15 protein-coding genes are annotated in these 17,594 nt (G+C 68.3%); 11 read left to right on the top strand and 4 right to left on the bottom strand.

The annotated features are described in order from the left end of the window. The first annotated feature begins 22 nt into the window (after window positions 1-22). The 5 genes from AC1DBN_RS06455 to AC1DBN_RS06435 all read left to right on the top strand — a co-directional run bounded on the left by AC1DBN_RS06455 (window position 23) and on the right by AC1DBN_RS06435 (window position 5,597). A complete protein-coding gene (locus tag AC1DBN_RS06455) occupies window positions 23-679 on the top strand; it encodes an arsenate reductase/protein-tyrosine-phosphatase family protein (RefSeq protein WP_056076116.1) in 657 nt (218 codons plus the stop codon). A gap of 98 nt (window positions 680-777) precedes the next feature. Further along, window positions 778-1,917, top strand: a complete 1,140-nt coding sequence (locus AC1DBN_RS06450) for an LCP family protein (protein ID WP_477722802.1) — start codon at window positions 778-780, stop codon at window positions 1,915-1,917. 83 nt (window positions 1,918-2,000) lie between these two features. Beyond that, window positions 2,001-3,698: an alkaline phosphatase D family protein gene (locus tag AC1DBN_RS06445; RefSeq protein WP_477722801.1), complete on the top strand. Its 1,698-nt coding sequence runs from the start codon at window positions 2,001-2,003 to the stop codon at window positions 3,696-3,698. 146 nt (window positions 3,699-3,844) lie between these two features. Further along, window positions 3,845-4,621 carry a histidine phosphatase family protein gene (locus tag AC1DBN_RS06440; protein WP_200937682.1) on the top strand — a complete coding sequence of 259 codons (777 nt, stop codon included), beginning with the start codon at window positions 3,845-3,847 and terminating at the stop codon, window positions 4,619-4,621. Then, window positions 4,599-5,597, top strand: coding sequence for an ADP-dependent NAD(P)H-hydrate dehydratase (locus AC1DBN_RS06435; protein ID WP_477722921.1), 999 nt, complete (start codon window positions 4,599-4,601; stop codon window positions 5,595-5,597). Before AC1DBN_RS06440 ends, AC1DBN_RS06435 begins: the two co-directional genes overlap by 23 nt. Before the next feature lie 376 nt (window positions 5,598-5,973). On the opposite strand, the gene AC1DBN_RS06430 is transcribed toward AC1DBN_RS06435, so the two are convergent. Beyond that, window positions 5,974-6,396, bottom strand: coding sequence for an Hsp20/alpha crystallin family protein (locus tag AC1DBN_RS06430; protein ID WP_056076127.1), 423 nt, complete (start codon window positions 6,394-6,396; stop codon window positions 5,974-5,976). Window positions 6,397-7,236: 840 nt separating this feature from the next. Here AC1DBN_RS06430 and AC1DBN_RS06425 point away from each other — a divergent pair. The 3 genes from AC1DBN_RS06425 to AC1DBN_RS06415 all read left to right on the top strand — a co-directional run bounded on the left by AC1DBN_RS06425 (window position 7,237) and on the right by AC1DBN_RS06415 (window position 11,046). Next, on the top strand, window positions 7,237-9,474 hold the full coding sequence (locus tag AC1DBN_RS06425) for a S9 family peptidase (RefSeq protein ID WP_477722800.1): 2,238 nt from the start codon (window positions 7,237-7,239) through the stop codon (window positions 9,472-9,474). 164 nt (window positions 9,475-9,638) lie between these two features. Further along, entirely contained in the window at window positions 9,639-9,845 is a 207-nt protein-coding gene (locus AC1DBN_RS06420; RefSeq protein ID WP_091722674.1) for a hypervirulence associated TUDOR domain-containing protein, read from the top strand. Window positions 9,846-9,849: 4 nt separating this feature from the next. Continuing rightward, window positions 9,850-11,046 (top strand): NAD(P)/FAD-dependent oxidoreductase, encoded by a 1,197-nt coding sequence (locus AC1DBN_RS06415; protein WP_314214421.1) that lies wholly within the window; start codon window positions 9,850-9,852, stop codon window positions 11,044-11,046. Here the strand turns inward: AC1DBN_RS06415 and AC1DBN_RS06410 are convergent. Then, window positions 11,030-11,656 carry a GNAT family N-acetyltransferase gene (locus AC1DBN_RS06410; protein ID WP_314214422.1) on the bottom strand — a complete coding sequence of 209 codons (627 nt, stop codon included), beginning with the start codon at window positions 11,654-11,656 and terminating at the stop codon, window positions 11,030-11,032. The genes AC1DBN_RS06415 and AC1DBN_RS06410 overlap by 17 nt on opposite strands. Before the next feature lie 7 nt (window positions 11,657-11,663). Then, a complete protein-coding gene (locus tag AC1DBN_RS06405) occupies window positions 11,664-12,824 on the bottom strand; it encodes an acetate kinase (protein WP_477722799.1) in 1,161 nt (386 codons plus the stop codon). A gap of 140 nt (window positions 12,825-12,964) precedes the next feature. Between AC1DBN_RS06405 and AC1DBN_RS06400 the strand changes: the two genes are divergently transcribed. Next, window positions 12,965-13,261 carry a hypothetical protein gene (locus AC1DBN_RS06400; RefSeq protein WP_477722798.1) on the top strand — a complete coding sequence of 99 codons (297 nt, stop codon included), beginning with the start codon at window positions 12,965-12,967 and terminating at the stop codon, window positions 13,259-13,261. A gap of 70 nt (window positions 13,262-13,331) precedes the next feature. Here the strand turns inward: AC1DBN_RS06400 and pta are convergent, their stop codons facing one another. Next, on the bottom strand, window positions 13,332-15,401 hold the full coding sequence (gene pta, locus AC1DBN_RS06395) for a phosphate acetyltransferase (RefSeq protein ID WP_477722797.1): 2,070 nt from the start codon (window positions 15,399-15,401) through the stop codon (window positions 13,332-13,334). A gap of 283 nt (window positions 15,402-15,684) precedes the next feature. On the opposite strand from pta, the gene AC1DBN_RS06390 reads away from it, so the two are divergent. Next, the gene (locus tag AC1DBN_RS06390; RefSeq protein ID WP_091722687.1) at window positions 15,685-16,155 is read left to right on the top strand and encodes a hotdog fold thioesterase; all 471 of its coding nucleotides are present in this window, start codon (window positions 15,685-15,687) and stop codon (window positions 16,153-16,155) included. Between the two features lie 7 nt (window positions 16,156-16,162). Beyond that, window positions 16,163-17,536 (top strand): phenylacetate--CoA ligase PaaK, encoded by a 1,374-nt coding sequence (gene paaK / locus AC1DBN_RS06385; RefSeq protein WP_172830000.1) that lies wholly within the window; start codon window positions 16,163-16,165, stop codon window positions 17,534-17,536. Window positions 17,537-17,594 lie beyond the last annotated feature (58 nt).

Raw genomic sequence — 17,594 nt, 5'->3', positions numbered from 1 at the left:
CGGCTGGAAAGAGTAACTTCCCTTGGATATCCCCGCACCAGTAAGAATCCTGACCGTCTGCACCGGCAACATCTGCCGCTCGCCCGTGGCCGAGAGGCTGCTGCAGACAGGACTCAACCAGGTGGTGCCCGGCGGGTTCGAGGTGGCCAGCGCCGGAACCAGGGCCATGGTGGGCGATCCCATGCAGCCGATTTCGGCGGACATCGTGCGGACCTACGGCGGGGACCCGGACGGCTTCGAGGCTCGGCAGCTCAACTCCAAGATCCTTCGCGGGGTGGACCTGGTGCTCACCATGACTTCCGGCCACCGCGGCGAGGTGCTGCAGCAGGACGCGTCCATGCTGAAACGGACGTTCACCATCCGCGAGTTCGCCCGGATGCTCGACGTGCTGGACGGCCGCGCCACGGACGCCCCCGCCGAGGATCCCGGTGACGCCGACCCGCTGGCCGCGAACACCGCGTACTGGCGGAGCCTCCCGGCCCGTGCCGCAGGCGTCCGGCACCTGGCCCTGCCGGCGGATTCCGCGGAGAACGACATCATTGACCCCTACCGGCGCTCCCCCGAGGTGTACCGGCAGATGGAGGACGAGCTGGCCCCCGCCATCGTGTCCATCCTGCGGCATGCCCGCCTCAACTCGGTGCCATCACGACGGCGGCACCCGGCGGTGTCCGGCCCGTGACCACCGTGCAGGTGACAGTTTGGCCACGGCAGTAGCCAACCGGGCACCGGCGGGCGGACACTGATCCCACCACAGTCACGGTGAGGTGAGGGGCCACTATGAGCACACCAGGCGGTTCGGACCCATCCGGTCCTGCGGGACCCGCTTCCCCGGGCGCCCACACGCACGGGCGCTGGCTGGTGGCGCACGGCCGCCGCCGCTGGATCGCCGCGCTGCTGGCCCTGGTCCTGGTGGCTGCTGCCGTCGTGGCCGTCATCAGCCTCAACCGCGCCGGCACCGTCACGCCGCCGGCCGCCCAGGGCACAGCGACCCAAAGCGAAACCACCACCCCCACGCCGTCGGAGACCCCGTCCGAAACGCCCCCGCCACCGGCGCCGGCAGCTCCTCCGCCGCCCCCGCCCATCGCGGAACTGCCTCCCGGGGCCATGAACGTCCTGGTGATCGGCAGCGACATCCGCGGCGGCACACCAGCAAAAGATGCCGCCGCGCACACGGCAGCCACCGGCGAAGCGCAGGACCACCGGGCGGACACCCTGATGGTGGTGCACGTCCCCGCTGACCGCAGCACGCTCTACCTCATCTCGATCAACCGCGACACGTGGGTGAACATCCCCGGCTACGGTGGCGCCAAAATCAACGCCGGGTTGGAATACGGCGGCATCGACATGCAGACCGCCGCCGTCCAGGAGCTGCTGGGAATCACCATCAACCACACCCTGATGCTGGACTTCGGCGGGTTCAAGCTCCTGGTGGACGGCCTGGGCGGCATCGACGTCAACGTGCCCATCGCGTTCCAGTCCACCATCGAGACCCAGCATGTGTTCCCCGCCGGCATGAACCACCTGGACGGCCAGGCGGCGCTGGAGTTCTCCCGGGAGCGGTACGCCTTCTCCGACGGCGACTTCCAGCGGGTCCGCGACCAGCAGATCATGCTCCGCGCCATCCTGGCCCGCCTCACCGCCGGCGGGGCGCTGAACGACGTCACGGCCGTGCGGTCCCTCGTGGAGTTCGCCTCCTGCTGCCTCACCGTGGACAAGGGCTTCGACCCGATCCAGGCCGCCATCCTGGCCTACAGCCTGCGGAACCTGGATGCCAACGCAATCCGCAGCATGACGCTTCCGACGGCGGGGTCCGGGTTCATTGCCGGGCAGTCGGTGCTGTTCCCGGATTACGGCGGCATCGCGGCGGTGGGTGCAGCCCTGCGGGAGGGCCGGATCGGCGAGCTCGCGACGCAGTAGTCAGGGCGCTGTTCAACCCGGGCTTACCCGCAGTTCACCCTGCCGAAAAGACCTGTGTGCACGGCGCCTGAAGGGTGGAGGGCATGACTGACATCTCGCGCCGCACCATCGTCAAGGGCTCCGTGCTCGCCGCCGCACTTGCCTCCGCCCCGGCCGCAGCGAACGCCGCCAACACAGCCACGCCCGCCGCACCCACCCGGTCACCGGCCGGCGTGGCCCTGGTCCGCAACCGGCTCACGCTCCCCAGCGGCATCGCCACCGGGGACGTCACCTCGGATTCGGCCGTCCTGTGGTCCCGGTCCTCGGAGGCTGGCCGCATGACGGCGGTGCTGCGGGCAGTGGACGACGGCGGCGCGGTCCTGCGCGGTCGGGGCGCCTTCGAGCGGGTCATCCGCGGGCCCCGGGCCACCCAGGCGTCCGACTTCACCGCGAAGATCCACGCGGGCAACCTCCCGTCCAACACCCGCTTCGCCCTGGAGATCAGTTTCGAGGACGACGGCGGCGCCACCGGCGAGTCCGCCCGCGGCACCTTCCGCACGGCACCGGACAGGGGCGCGGTCAACGGCAAGGGACGCACCGGCGGGACGGGCAACGGCGGCGACGTCCCGGCGTCGTACGCGCAAAGCTTCGTCTGGACCGGCGACACCGCAGGCCAGGGCTGGGGCATCAACGAGGAGGTGGGCGGCATGTTCGGCTACCGGGCCATGCACCAGACCCGGCCGGACTTCTTCATCCACTCCGGCGACACCGTGTACGCGGACGGCCCGCTCACCGACACCGTGGTGGAAAAGGACGGGCAGGTGTGGCGGAACCTGGTCACCGAGGAGGTGTCCAAGGTGGCCGAGACGCTCACCGAATACCGCGGCCGGCACCGCTACAACATGATGGACGCCAACATGCGGGCCATGTTCGCGGACGTCCCGGTGATCGCCAATTGGGACGATCACGAAACCACCAACAACTGGTACCCCGGCGAGGTCCTGGACGATCCCCGCTACACGGTCCGGGATGTCAACACCCTCGCCGCCCGCGGCCGGCAGGCCTGGCAGGAAAACATGCCCATCGCGGACAGTTCAGCGCTGTGGCGCCCGGGCACGTTCGACGACGGCGGCCAGTACCAGCCGGCCCGCATCTACCGGAAGATCTCCCGCGGCCCGCAGCTGGACATCTTCTGCCTGGACATGCGCACCTTCAAATCCCCCAACACGGACGGCAAGGAGGCGTACACCACCAACATCCTGGGTCAGGAGCAGGTGGACTGGCTGATCCGGGAGGTCTCGAAGTCCAAGGCCACGTGGAAGGTCATTGCCGCGGACCTGCCGCTGGGCATCATCGTTCCGGACGGTGCGGTGAACCAGGAGAGCCTGGCCAACCGCGACGACGGCGCTCCCCTGGGCCGCGAGCTCGAGATCGCCGGGGTGCTGAGCGCCTTCAAGAAGAACCGGGTGAAGAACGTGGTGTGGCTGACCGCCGACGTGCATTACTGCGCGGCCCACCACTACTCCCCCGAGCGCGCAGCCTTCACCGATTTCGACCCGTTCTGGGAATTCGTGGCCGGCCCCATCGCCGCGGGCTCGTTCGGACCCAACTCCATGGACGGCACCTTCGGCCCCGAGGTGGTGTTCGCCAAAGCAGGCCGCTTCCCGGGCGAATCACCGCGCGACGGCGAAAACCAGTTCTTCGGGCACGTCCAGCTGGGCGAGGACAACAGTTTCACCGCCAGCCTCCGGAACGCCAACGGCGCCACGGTGTTCTCCAAGGTGCTGACCCCGGAGCGGTAGGACGCACGACGCCGGCCGGGGCACCCTGGACTCCGCCACCGGGGCACCCCGCCGCGCCCGTCCGCCCGTTTATCTTTCCGGCCCCGTGGGTACGGCCGCTGGTAGTGTTCCGGATTCGGCACGGACGCGGACGGGGAGTGATTTTCATGAACGACGACGGACTGACGGAAGCGGTGCAGGAAGCCGGCGCGGTGGAACTGCTGCTGATCCGGCACGGCGAGAGCGAAGGCAACGTGGCCGCCACCGAGGCCCACCTGGCGGGTGCGGAGATCATCGAGGTCCCGGCACGCGATGCCGACGTGAACCTCTCTGACGTGGGCCAGGACCAGGCTGCGGCACTGGGGACGGCTTTGGCCCGGATCGCCGAGGACTACCGGCCGGACGCTGTGGTGTCCTCCCCCTATGCCCGGGCACACCAGACGGCGGAAATCGCCGTGGGAACTGCCGGCTGGTCCGTGAAGGTGCAGGTGGACGAGCGGCTGCGTGACCGTGAGCTGGGCATCCTGGACCGGCTGACCCGGGTGGGCGTTGAGACGCGCTACCCGGAGGAAGCCGAACGGCGGTCCTGGCAGGGGAAGCTGTACTACCGTCCGCCGGGCGGGGAGTCCTGGGCTGATGTGGCGCTCCGGCTCCGCTCCGTGCTGGCCGAGCTGAACAACCTCGGCACCGGGCACCGGGTGATGCTGGTCTGCCACGACGCCGTGATCCTGCTCTTCCGCTACCTGCTGGAGGGCATGACGGAGCAGGAGCTGCTGGACCTCGCGGCCAGTACCTCGGTGCTGAACGCGTCGATGACCCGGTATGTGCGGCCGTCCGGTGCGGGGCCGTGGACGCTGGAGAGCTTCAACGTCGCTGACCACCTGGCCGAACAGGGCGTCGAAGTCACCGAACATGCCGGAGATGCCAGTGTCCGCCCGCGGTGACTCCGGCCCCGAGCTGGTGACGCCCTCGCTGCTGCGGGACTGGCGGCTGCCTTCCCCGGGCGAGGACAAGTATTCGCGCGGCTCGGTACTGGTGGTGGGCGGTGCACGCGCCACCCCCGGCGCTGCGCTGCTGGCCGGCACCGCCGCGCTGCGTGCCGGCGCAGGGAAGCTGACGCTCGCCGTGGCCGAATCCGTGGCGGTCCAGGTAGGTATTGCCCTGCCCGAGTGCGGTGCCATCGGGCTGCCGGAAACCGTTGACGGCTCGGTCACCGCGGAGGGCGTGGACCGGATGGCGGCCAACCTGGACTCGGCCGACGCCATCCTGGTGGGGCCCGGGCTCGATGATCCGGACCTGGCACGGGAGCTTCTTGAGGCCCTCCTGGCACGCGAAGAGGCAGCCGGCACTTCAGGAGGGGACGCTGATGGTGACGGGCAAGCCGGCGGGAAGCCCGACGACGGCGGCGCAGGCCTCGGCGCGTCCGGCCGGGAAGGAGGTCCCGCGGTCGTCCTTGACGCGTTTGCGCTGGCCGCGCTCGCGGAGCTGGAGGACCGGGTAGGGCCGTGGCGGGGCCGGCTGATCCTGACCCCGAACCCCACCGAGGCCGGCATCCTGCTGGGCCGGGATACTGAGGACCTGGAAACGGACGTGGCCGAAATCGCCCGCCGGTTCGGCGCGGTGGTGAGCTGCCAGGGGCTGATCGCGCGGGCGCCGGGCGTTGGCCCGGAGGAGTCGGGGCTGTGGAAGATCACCACGGGGTACGGCGGGCTGGGGACCTCGGGCAGCGGGGACGTCCTGGCCGGGGCGATCGCCGGAGTGCGGGCCCGCGGAACCACCGGCGCGCAGGCCGCCTGCTGGGGCACGCACCTGCACGCGGCGGCGGCCGACCGGCTGGCCAGCAGGATGGGACCGCTCGGATTCCTGGCCCGCGAACTCGCCGACGAACTGCCGGCGCTCATGCTGGAGCTCGGTACCTGACCCGGCCCGGGCAAGCGGATGGCCCCCCTGCATTAACGTGGAGGGCCACCGTCTCGGAGGGGATCACTCGCAACTGCCGATGCGCTACCGGCGCTGTGGCGTTCCATAGTGGCAATCGCCCAAAACTGGCAGATACAACGCGTTCGGATCCTCCCGGTATCCCCGTTCTACACCCGCCGGGACGCCCATCACAAGGCATCCCCGCCGGTAACTTGGACGGCCCCCGGCCGAAACCGGGGGCCGCCGTATCAGGAAGCGCGAGCACAGCTGCCGGTGCGCTGGCTGGCACTGTGGCGTGCACAAAGTGGCGAATCGCCCAAGAAGGCAGTCAACACAAAGGCCCGGCGTCCCGATCCCTTAGCGAGTTTCAGCGGGGCTAGGCTGCGATTTCCTGCTTGGCCCCCTTCATCTCGATTTCGATCTTGCGCGGCTTGGCCTTCTCGGCAACCGGGATCCGCAACGTCAGGACGCCGGCGTCGTAGCTGGCCTTCACGTTTTCCGTGTCCAGGGTGTCGCCAAGGATCAACTGGCGGCTGAAGACACCGCGCGGCCGTTCGGAGGCGATCAGTTCGGTGTTGTTGGCGGCAGGGTCCGGGCGTTCGGCGCGTACTGTCAGCACGTTGCGTTCAACATCCAGGTCCACGGACTCGGGCGAAACTCCGGGAAGGTCGAAGGCGACCACAAAGTCATGGTCCTCCCGCCAGGCGTCCATCGGCATGGCTGCCGGACGGGCTGCCGTGCCGAGGACCTGCTGGGCCAGCCTGTCCAGCTCGCGGAACGGATCGGTTCGCATCAACATGGCTTCCTCCTCATAAGGGTGGTCCAACACTGAGTAAGTTTTCAGCCGATCTATGGTGGCTGATATAGATTTTTTAGCACCAGCGGCACAGGTATGCAAGCCCGTCCGGCGAAAATTTTTTGGCGGCCAGGGCACGCACCGGGGCACGCCAAAGGGCCCTCCGCCAGATCTGCAGAGGGCCCTTCGATGGGGTTCGTGATGGCTGGCTAGTCCCGCGTGGGATCCGGGCGAAGGGGTGCGGGCCCCGGGTCTGGGACAGGCAGCGGCCCGGGAGGCTCGGGGGTGGGGAACGGGCTGGGCGCCGGAGGTCCGGGGTGGCCGGGCTGCGTGGGATCGGGCGATGTCGGATCCGGGCCGGGCTCCGGCGGGAACGGCGAAGGTTCGTGCACTGGCGGGATGGTCATGGATCTTCCCCTCTCACGCTGGGCGGCGCCTGTACCGAGCTAGGTGCCTTGAACTGAACACGATACGCCTGCCACCCCCGCCCGGACAGGCCCCAGCTTCCCTGCAACGCCCGCTCACATCCGGCGGCTCCCACCCCCACGCGCGCTCACATCCGGCGGCTCCCACCCCAACGCCCGCTCACTCTCTTCAGAAGAGTGAGCGGGCCTTGGGGGTCTCAGGCACCACGAGTGAGCGGGCGTTGGGGTTTTAGGCACCACGAGTGAGCGCACGTTGGGGTTTTAGGCACCACAAGTGAGCGCGGGTTCCCACTCCCCTCCCCGCCCTTTCCCGCGTCCAGAAAATCTCGGCGCCCCATCAAGTAGGGAAACGAGCGGGGTTTCTTCCCCGGTAGCGAACGCCGGCCACGGCGGGGTGCCCGGTCTATATATTGAGTCCATGACCTCCACTCCGCTGCAGAACTCCGCCAGCACGCCAGCGTCCGCCGCCGCCCCGCCCGTGGCCAAGAAGGTGCCCACCGAAAGGACGCACCACGGGGACACCTACGTGGACAACTATGAGTGGCTGCGGGACAAGGAGTCCGCCGAGGTGGTGGAGCACCTGAAGGCCGAGAACGCCTACCAGGAAGCGGTCACCGCCCACCAGGAGCCGCTGCGCGAAGCCATCTTCCAGGAGATCAAGGGCCGCACCCAGGAAACCGACCTCTCGGTTCCGCACCGCAAGGACGGCTGGTGGTACTTCAGCCGCTCGGTGGAGGGCAAGGAGTACGGCATCCAGTGCCGTGTCCGCGCCCACGACACCGATGACAGGATCGCCGACTGGACCCCGCCGGCCGTGGAGCCCGGCGTCGAAATCCCCGGCGAAGAAGTCCTGCTGGACGGCAACGTTGAGGCCGAGGGCAAGCCGTTCTTCTCCGTGGGCGGCACCGCCGTGACCGTGGACGGAACCCTGTACGCCTACGCCGTGGACAACTCAGGCGACGAACGCTTCACCCTCCGGATCAAGGACCTCCGCACCGGCGAACTGCTCCCGGACGTCATTGAAAACATCTTCTACGGCGTCTCCTTCTCGCCCGACGGCTCCCGCCTCTTCTACACGGTGGTGGATGATTCGTGGCGCCCGTACCAGGTGAAGGCGCACGTCCTGGGCACCCCGGTCAGCGAGGACACGGTGATCTACCAGGAGGACGACACCGCCATGTGGCTCGGTTTCGAGCTCTCCTCGGACCGGCGTTACCTGGTCCTGGGCATCGGCTGCTCCGAGTACAGCGAAACCCGGCTGCTCCGCTTCGACGACCCCGCACAGGAGGTCACCACCGTCATTTCGCGGGACGAGCGCGTCCTGTACGAGGCGGAGCCGTTCCTGCTCGAAGGCCCGGACGGCGCCAAGGCCGAGAAGATCCTGCTCACCCACAACCGCGGCGCCATCAACTCCATGGTCTCCCTGGCGGACCCCGCCGAGCTGGGAAAGCCGCTGGCTGAGCAGGCCTGGCAGACCGTCGTCGAGCATTCCGACGACGTCCGCGTCAACGGTGCCAGCGTCACCTCCACGCACCTCATCGCCTCCATCCGCAAGGACACCATCGAGCGCGTCCAGGTGATGGGGCTGGCCGGGCTGGGCACGCCGGCGCAGCAGGCCCCGGTGGAACCCGCGTTTGACGAGGAGCTCTACACCGCTGGGGTGGGCGGCTCTGACTATGAGGCACCCGTCATCCGGCTGGGCTACACGTCCTACTTCACGCCGTCGCGCATTTACGACTTCGTCCTGCCCACCGCGGAGCAGCCCTCCGGCGCGCTGCTGCTGCGCAAGGAAAGCCCCGTCCTGGGCGGGTACGACGGCAGCGACTACGTAGCTACCCGCGAATGGGCGACGGCGGCGGACGGCACGCGCATCCCGCTGTCCGTCCTGCGCCACAAGGGCATCAGGCAGGATTCGACGGCGGCCGGCCTGGTGTACGGGTACGGTTCCTATGAGCTGAGCATGGACCCCGGATTCGGGATCGCGCGGCTCTCGCTGCTGGACCGCGGAGTGGTGTTCGTGATCGCCCACATCCGCGGCGGCGGTGAGCTGGGCCGGCACTGGTACGAGGACGGCAAGAAGCTCACCAAGAAAAACACCTTCACGGACTTCGTGGACGCCACCGACTGGCTGGCCGGTTCGGGATGGGTGGACCCTGCACGGATCGCGGCGCTGGGCGGCTCAGCGGGCGGCCTGCTGATGGGAGCCATCGCCAACATGGCGCCGGAAAAGTACAAGGCCGTGGTAGCCCAGGTACCGTTTGTGGACCCGCTCACCAGCATCCTGGACCCGGACCTGCCCCTCTCCGCCCTCGAGTGGGAGGAATGGGGCAACCCGATTACCGACGCCGATGTGTACGCGTACATGAAGTCCTACTCGCCCTACGAAAACGTGCGCGACGTGGCCTACCCCAAGATCGCCGCCGTGACGTCCTTCAACGACACCCGCGTCCTCTACGTGGAGCCCGCCAAGTGGGTACAGGAACTGCGGAACCGCACCACCGGATCCGAGCCCATCCTCATGAAGATCGAGATGGACGGCGGGCACGGCGGCGCCTCCGGGCGGTATGTGCAGTGGCGCGAACGGGCGTGGGACTACGCTTTCATCGCCGACTCCCTGGGCGCTACCGAACTGCTGCCGGGGGCCGGGCTGAAGTAGGCCTCCTGAAGCGGAGCGTACGACGTCGGCCCCACGCCGCCGTCGTACGCCCGCCTTCTCCCCCGCGCCTGGATGCCGTCCCCTCGACGGGTATCCAGAAATGATCACCATGCTTACCATTGTTGGGCAGTTGTTTTCCGCCGCACGAAGCCGAAGGAGCAGCAATGTCACTCAGCAAGGGAACGCACGTGGAGTGGAACACCTCCCAGGGCAAGACGCACGGCAAGGTCGTGGAGAAGAAAACCAGCGACTTCGAACTGGACGGCAACACCCACCGCGCCAGCAAGGATGAACCGCAGTACGTGGTGGAGTCGGACAAGACCGGCGCCCGGGCAGCGCACAAGGCGTCGGCACTGACCGAGAAGAAGTAGCGCCGTGGCCGCTTTGCATGAAGTGGTCATCATTGGCGGCGGCAACGCGGGAGTGTCGCTGGCGGCGCGGCTGGAGCGGTACGGGGTTAAGGACCTGGCGCTCATCGAGCCCAAGGACCACCACTTCTACCAGCCATTGTTTTCCCACATTGCCGGCGGCCGCGCACAGGCGAAGGAGGCCGTCCGGAGCCAGGCCTCGGTGATCCCGCCCGGCGTCGAATGGATCCGGGATGCCGCCGTGGACGTGGACGCGAACACCAACACGGTCACGCTGGCATCCGGCTCAACTGTCGGGTACGGGCAGCTGGTGGTTTGCCCTGGGCTGCAGTACGACTGGGACGCCGTGCCGGGCCTGGCTGATGCTGTCCATTCGCCGCACGGCACCACCCACTACGAGTTCGAGCTCGCATCAAAAGCCTGGACCCTCCTTAGCGGCCTGACCTCCGGGACGGCCGTGTTCACCATGCCTACCGGGCCCATCAAATGCGGCGGAGCCAGCCAGAAGCCCATGTACCTGGCCTGCGACTACTGGCGGCAACAGGGCGTCCTGGACAAGATCCGCGTGGTGATGGTGCAGCCCTACCCCACCGTGTTCGGCGTGCCGGAGGTGGACCGCGAACTGGACCGGAAGATCGCCGAGTACGGCATTGAGCTGCGGACGGACAGCGAACTGGTGTCCGTGGACGCAGCACGCCGGGAGGCGACGATCCGCAACCTCCGCTCAGGCAGCCAGGAAACCCTGCAGTACGACGTCCTCAACGCGGTGCCGCCGCAGTCCGCGCCGGACTGGCTGAAAGCCACCGACCTCCCCACCCCGGCGGACAAGGGCGGTTTCGTGGAGGTGGACCGGCAGACCCTCCGCCACCTGCGGTACCCCAACGTCTGGTCCCTGGGGGACGCCGCGGGCACCACCAATTCGAAGTCCGGCGGGGCGCTGCGGAAACAGACCAAGGTCCTGGCCAAGAACCTGGTGGCCGCCCGGAAGGGAAAGCAGCCCACGCAGAAGTACAACGGCTATTCGGTCTGCCCGTTCACGGTCTCACGCGACACCGTGGTGTTCGCCGAGTTCGACGACAGGTACCGGCCCATGCCCACCATTCCGCGAATCCCCACCTGGAACGAAAGCAAGGCGTCCTGGGTGGTGGACCGCGACGTCTTCCCGCAGGTCTACTGGAACCTCATCCTCAAGGGCCGGGCGTAGGAACTCTGGCTGTTGCGGCGGGCCTGTCGGCTGACGCTGGCACATCTCCGGCCCTCCGCCCGCCGGCACGCCACTCGTCAGCGAGCACTGCGTAAATCATTTCGGTGGCCCACTGATCCTTGTAGAACCATTTGTCCACGTGGCGGCCCTCCAGCCGCATGCCCAGTCGCTGGCAGAGCGCGGCCGAGGCGGTGTTGAGTTCGTCCAGCCGAGCTTCGATCCGGCGCAGGCCAAGCTCCCCGAAACCAAGGTCCAGGACCGCTGCCGCCGCCTCGGTGGCGTAGCCCTTGCCGCGCGCCTGCGGCGCCATGGACCAGCCCACTTCCGCCTGGCCGCGGCCCGGAAGCCACTTGAGCACCACTTCCCCCAGCAAGCCAGGCTCCCCCGCGGCTTCTATGGCCAGGCAGAGCCAGTCGCCTTCCTTCTCGTAGACGAAGTTGGCGTATTTCCCCACCGACTCCATGGATTTGGTGTAGCTCTTGGCAGGCCCGGGCAGGAACCGGGCGGTCTCCGCCAGCGAGTGGTAGGCGTGGAAGGCCTCCAGGTCTCCGGCTTCGAAGCGCCGCAGGACCAGGCGCCCCGTTCGGATGGGCAGCGCGATGTCCGGCATCGGGGCGTTACCGGCCGGAACCTACGACGGCGGCAGTCGCCTCAGCGATGGCGCGCTCCTCGTCAGTGGGAACCACCAGGACGGGGATGGCGGACTGCGGCGTGGAAATAACGCGCGGTTCCTTGGACCGGGCAGCATTCAGCCCGGCGTCGACCTCTATGCCGAGCGCACCCAGGCGGTCGGCGACCAGCGCGCGGAACTGGTGGGAGTTCTCGCCGATTCCCGCCGTGAACACCAGCGCCTTGGCCCCGCCGACGGCCACGTGGTAGCCGCCAATGTACTTGGCCAGCCGGTAGGACGTAACAGCGAGCGCCATGGCGGCTTTGGCATCGCCGTCCTCAGAGGCCTCCACCACGGAGCGCATGTCGTTGTTGCCGGCCAGGCCCTTGAGCCCGGACTCCCGGTTGAGCATGGAGTCCAGGTCCTCGGGGGTCCAGCCGGCGCGGCCCAGGAACACCAGGATGGACGGGTCCAGGTCGCCGGAACGGGTCCCCATCACCAGGCCTTCAAGCGGGGTGAATCCCATTGAGGTGTCCACGGAGTGGCCGCCCTGGATCGCCGTAACGGAGGCGCCGTTGCCCAGGTGGGCGATGACGGCGTCGAACTCCTCCACGGGCAGGTCCAGCAACGCGGCAGCGCGGCGGGCTACATACTCGTGCGAGGTGCCGTGGAAGCCGTACCGGCGGATGCCGTGGTTTGTGTAGAGCTCGTCCGGGACGGCGTAGCGCCAGGCGTGTTCGGGAAGGGTCCGGTGGAAGGCGGTGTCGAACACGGCCACCTGCGGCATGTCCGGCCACTTCCTGGTGATGGCCCTGATGCCCAGGACGTTGGCGGGGTTGTGCAGGGGTGCCAGCGGGTTGAGCCGCTCGATGGCGCGGGTGATCTCGTTGTCGATCAGTACCGGTTCGGCGAACCGCTCCCCGCCGTGCACCACCCGGTGGCCCACGGCGCCGAGTTCCAGGTCACCCAGCTCTCCATGGATGGCGGCTTCCACCTGTTCCAGCGCCTCAGCATGGTCCCGCGGGCCCACGATTTCGCCGTCACCGTCACCGCCGTTGCCCATGCCGATCTTCTCGATCAGCCCCTCGGCCAGCACCGTCCCGGCGGCCACATCGCGCACCTGGTATTTGAGCGAGGACGAACCGGAGTTGATGACGAGCACGAGCATGCGGGGCCTCCTGGGGCTTGCTTCTGCAGTTCAACCCCCACTATAGGTGGCGGCACTGACAGGCGGGTTTCCTTGCGCATGCAGCCCAGCTGTGCCTATGGTCGGCGGACAGGCTGCACCACGTCGAGAGGACTTTCCCAATGACGAACGACCCCACTTCGAACGAAGAGAACGATCCCACCAACACCGGATCCAGCAGCACCGCGCCGCTTCAGCCGGGCGAGTCTGAAGGGGGCTCCAGTTCCAAGGACCCTGCGGGTGTGGAGGGCGCCAACCCGGCGCTGGACGATACCGGGGACCTCAAGGCTGCCGAAACCGGGGACGCCCCCGAGGCGCCCGCGGACCGTGAGGGCCTGGACCTGACTCCGCAGGGGCTGTCCGATGAGCCGGCAAAGGAAGAGGACGACGACAGCCTCGCCAAGCCGGACAACAGCTAGGCACAACGAACGCTCCCGACGGCGGCACCCGGCTTTTTCACCAAAGCCGGGTGCCGTCGTCGTACTTTCCCTAGGCCTGGGCCTGGATGGCGGTGATGGCCACCGTGTTGACGATGTCCTCCACCGTGCAGCCGCGGGAGAGGTCGTTGACCGGCTTCCGCAGGCCCTGCAGGACGGGCCCGACGGCGACAGCCCCGGAGCTCTGCTGCACCGCCTTGTACGTGTTGTTGCCGGTGTTCAGGTCCGGGAAGATGAACACGGTGGCCTGCCCTGCCACGGATGAACCGGGCATTTTGGATTCGGCGATGGAGGCGTCCACGGCGGCGTCGTACTGGATGGGCCCTTCGACGGCGAGTTCCGGGCGGCGCTCCCGCACCAGCTCGGTGGCCTGCCGCACCTCGTCCACGGCCTCGCCCGAACCGGAGCCGCCGGTGGAGTAGGAGAGCATGGCCACCCTCGGCTCCACCCCGAACTGTGCCGCCGTCTCCGCGGATGCGAGCGCGATGTCCGCCAGCTGCTCCACGTTGGGGTCCGGGTTCACTGCGCAGTCGCCGTACACCAGCACCCGGTCCGGCATGAGCATCAGGAACACCGAGGAGACGATCTTCACGCCGTCCCGGGTCTTCACGAATTCCAGGGCCGGCCGGATGGTGTGGGCGGTGGTGTGGGCTGCGCCGGAGACCATGCCGTCCACTACGCCCAGCTGGACCATCATGGTGCCGAAGTAGCTGACGTCCTGCATGATTTCGAGCGCCTTGGCCAGGTCGACACCCTTGTGGGCGCGGAGTTCGGCGTACTTTTCGGCGAACTGCTGCCGCAGCTCAGAGGTTGCCGGGTCCACGATGTTGATCCCGGTGAGGTCGATGCCGCGGGAGGCCGCCAGTTCGCGCACGTCTGTTTCGGGTCCGAGGACCGTGAGGTCGCAGACGTCGCGGCGGTGCAGGATCTCGGCGGCGCGCAGGATGCGGACGTCGGTTCCCTCCGGCAGGACCACGTGGCGACGCTGGGCCCTTGCCCGTTCGATGAGGTCGTGCAGGAACCGCAGCGGGGTCATCCGTTCCGGCCGGGGCAGGTGCAGCCGCTCCATCAGCTCGGCTTCGTCCACGCGCCGGGACCACAGGCCCAGCGCGGAGGCCACCTTGCGGCGGTGCCCGGACCAGATCTCGCTGCGGACCTCGGACACGCGCCGGGCGGTGGTGTAGGTGTCCGCGCTGGCGGCAAAAACGGGGAAGGGCGCCTGGGCCAGGAGCGGGTAGATGTTGGCGTCCGGGGCGAGCCCGCCGGTGAGGATGAGGGCGGAGGCCACCGGGAACTCCGGCGAGAAAGAGGACGCCAGGCACGCCACCATCACATCGGCCCGGTCCCCCGGCACGATCACCAGGGCGCCCTCGTCCAGGACGTTGAGGAAGTTGCCCACGTTCATGGCGGCCACCTTGATGTCCCTTACGTCGCGCTCCATATCGGCCCGGCCCGCGATCTGCCGGACACCCAGCGCGGCGGCCACCTCGCCGGTGGTGGGGCGGGCGATCTCCTCCAGCTCGGGCAGGACATAGACGGGACGCTTTGAGGCGCCGGGCTTGATGGCGGCGGCGATATCCTCGACGTCGTCCGGGTCCGCCCGGTTCACCAGGATGGCCAGCAGCGAGCATTTCTCGGCGGCGAGTTCCTTGCGGGCAACCTCGACGGCGGCGGCGGCCTCCGCGACGGTCCGCCCCTTGGCACCCACCACGGCAACGATGGGGGCCGCGAGGTTGTTGGCCAGGCGCGCGTTGAGGTCGAATTCGACGGCGGCGTCCTGGCCCGTGAGGTCCGTCCCCTCCACGATCACCACGTCGCAGTGCCGGGCAATGTCGGCGAAGATTTCCACGCAACGGGCATCGATCTCTTCGCGCTGCCCCTCGGCCAGCAGCGTCCGGACTTCCTCGAAGGTGAGGCCGCCGCGGCAGCGTTCATCCTCCAGGGCGAACCGGGATTTCATCAGGGTGACCATGGGGTCCTCGCTGGCCACCGGGCCCTGGACCACGGGCTTGAAGAAGCCGATCCGGTCCGCGTGCCGGTGCAGGGTGTCCGCCAGGCCGAGGGCCACAAGGGACTTGCCCGAGCCCGGGGTGGTTGCGCTGACGTAGATGCCTTTGGCCATGGTCCGCCCTTTGCTGTTCTTGCTGGTGCCGGTCCTCCCATCCTTGCACCTCCGGCGCCCCAAAGAACAAAGGTGCGCGCCGCCGTCGTGCGTTCCTTCCCAGTTAGTTTCCATCCCACCGTGCGGCGCGCCGCGGACGACGGCGTGTCCCCCGCTTTGGCGCCCGGAGCAGCTAAGTAACGGGGCGGGAAGGCCCGCGCCGGGCGGCCCCACCCTTGACACCGGACCCCCTTATGGGATTACCTAATGAACATTCGGTAAATAAAGCTGGAGGCAATGACGCATGGCTGAAGCAACACTCTCCGGGGCCACCCACCCCATCCTGGAAAACGACTATGCCTCCGAGTGGATGGGCATCGAGGTCCTGGCACTCAGCGACGGCCACGCCACCATCCGGATGACCCTCCGGCAGGAAATGCTCAACGGCTTCGGCATGGCACACGGCGGAATGATCTTCGCCTTCGGCGACACCGCCTTCGCCCTCGCGTGCAACCCGATCAGCCCCGCACCAGGCGAGGAAAACACCATCACCGTTGCCTCCGGCGTCGACATCAATTTCCTCAAGCCGGCGTTCCGTGGCCAGGTCCTCACCGCCGTGGCAGACCGCCGGTCCAGCGCCGGCCGCAGCGGCCTCTACGACATCCAGATCTTCGCCACCGACGCCCACACCCCCGGCGCGGAGCCCGGCACCAGCACCCCGGGCGAGCTCATCGCCGAGTTCCGCGGACGCAGCCGCACCATCCCCAAGAAGTAGGAAAACCATGACCCTGCATGCCCCCGAAACCCCTGCCGCCGCGTCCGTGGACACCGCAGCCACCGGCACCGACGCCGTCCTGGACCGCGAGGAGACCATCTCCCGCGACGAGCTCGAAGCGCTCCAGCTCAGCCGCCTCCAGCACACCGTCTCCTACGCCTACGAGCGCGTGCCGCTGTACAAGCGCAAGTTCGACGAGGCCGGCATCCACCCGAACGATCTCCGCGAACTGGCCGACCTCGGCAACTTCCCCTTCACCACCAAGGACGACCTGCGCGCCGAATACCCGTTCGGCATGTTCGCCGTGCCGCAGAACGAAGTAGCCCGCATCCACGCCAGCTCGGGCACCACCGGCCGGCCCACCGTCGTCGGGTACACCAAGCAGGACCTGGCCGACTGGGCAAAGCTCGTGGCCCGCAGCTTCCGCGCCGCCGGCATCCGCCCGGGCATGAAGGTCCACAACGCCTACGGCTACGGCCTGTTCACCGGCGGCCTGGGCGCGCACGCCGGCGCCGAGGCCCTGGGCTGCACCGTGATCCCGATGTCCGGCGGCCAGACCGAACGGCAGATCCAGCTGATCCAGGACTTCAAGCCGGACGCCATCCTGGCCACGCCCACATACCTGCTCACCATCGCCGACGCCATGGCACATATGGGCATCGACCCCGCCTCCACGTCGCTGAAGTTCGCCGTCCTGGGCGCCGAGCCGTGGACGCAGGAGATGCGGCACGAGCTCGAGGTCATGATGAACATCAAGGCCTGCGACATCTACGGCCTGTCCGAGGTGATGGGCCCGGGCGTTGCCGGCGAGGCCGTGGAAACGCAGGACGGCAGCCACATCTGGGAGGACCACTTCCGCCCCGAAATCATCGATCCCTTCAACCCCCTGGCGGGCAAGGAAAACGTCCTGCGCGACGGCGAACACGGCGAACTCGTCTTCACCTCGCTCACCAAGGAAGCCCTGCCGATCATCCGCTACCGCACCAAGGACCTCACCCGGCTCCTGCCCGGCACCGCCCGCCCGGCCCACCGCCGCATGGGACGCATCACCGGGCGCAGCGACGACATGATCATCCTGCGCGGCGTGAACCTCTTCCCGTCCCAGATTGAGGAAATTGCCCTCCGCATCCCCGAGCTCAGCCCGCACTTCCAGCTCGAGCTCACCCGCCCGGAAGGGCAGCGGATGGACCAGCTGACCGTCCGAATCGAACGGCGGGACGCCGTCACCATTGAGCAGAGCACGACGGCGGCACGCGCCTTGAAGGAGCAGATCAAGATCCACGTGGGTTCTTCGTGCACGGTGGACGTGGTGGATCCCGGATCGCTTGAGCGCTCCAACGGCAAGCTCCGCCGCATCTACGACATGCGGCCTAAGGGATAGACGGAGGCAGTAGGCCCGGACCTGCGCCTTCCCGCCTGTCCGGGCCGACCGACCGTTC

This window comes from Pseudarthrobacter sp. 10T415 (genome assembly GCF_056394175.1).
Note: the sequence above shows the minus strand (reverse complement) of the source record. Positions and strands in the feature narration are given on the sequence as shown.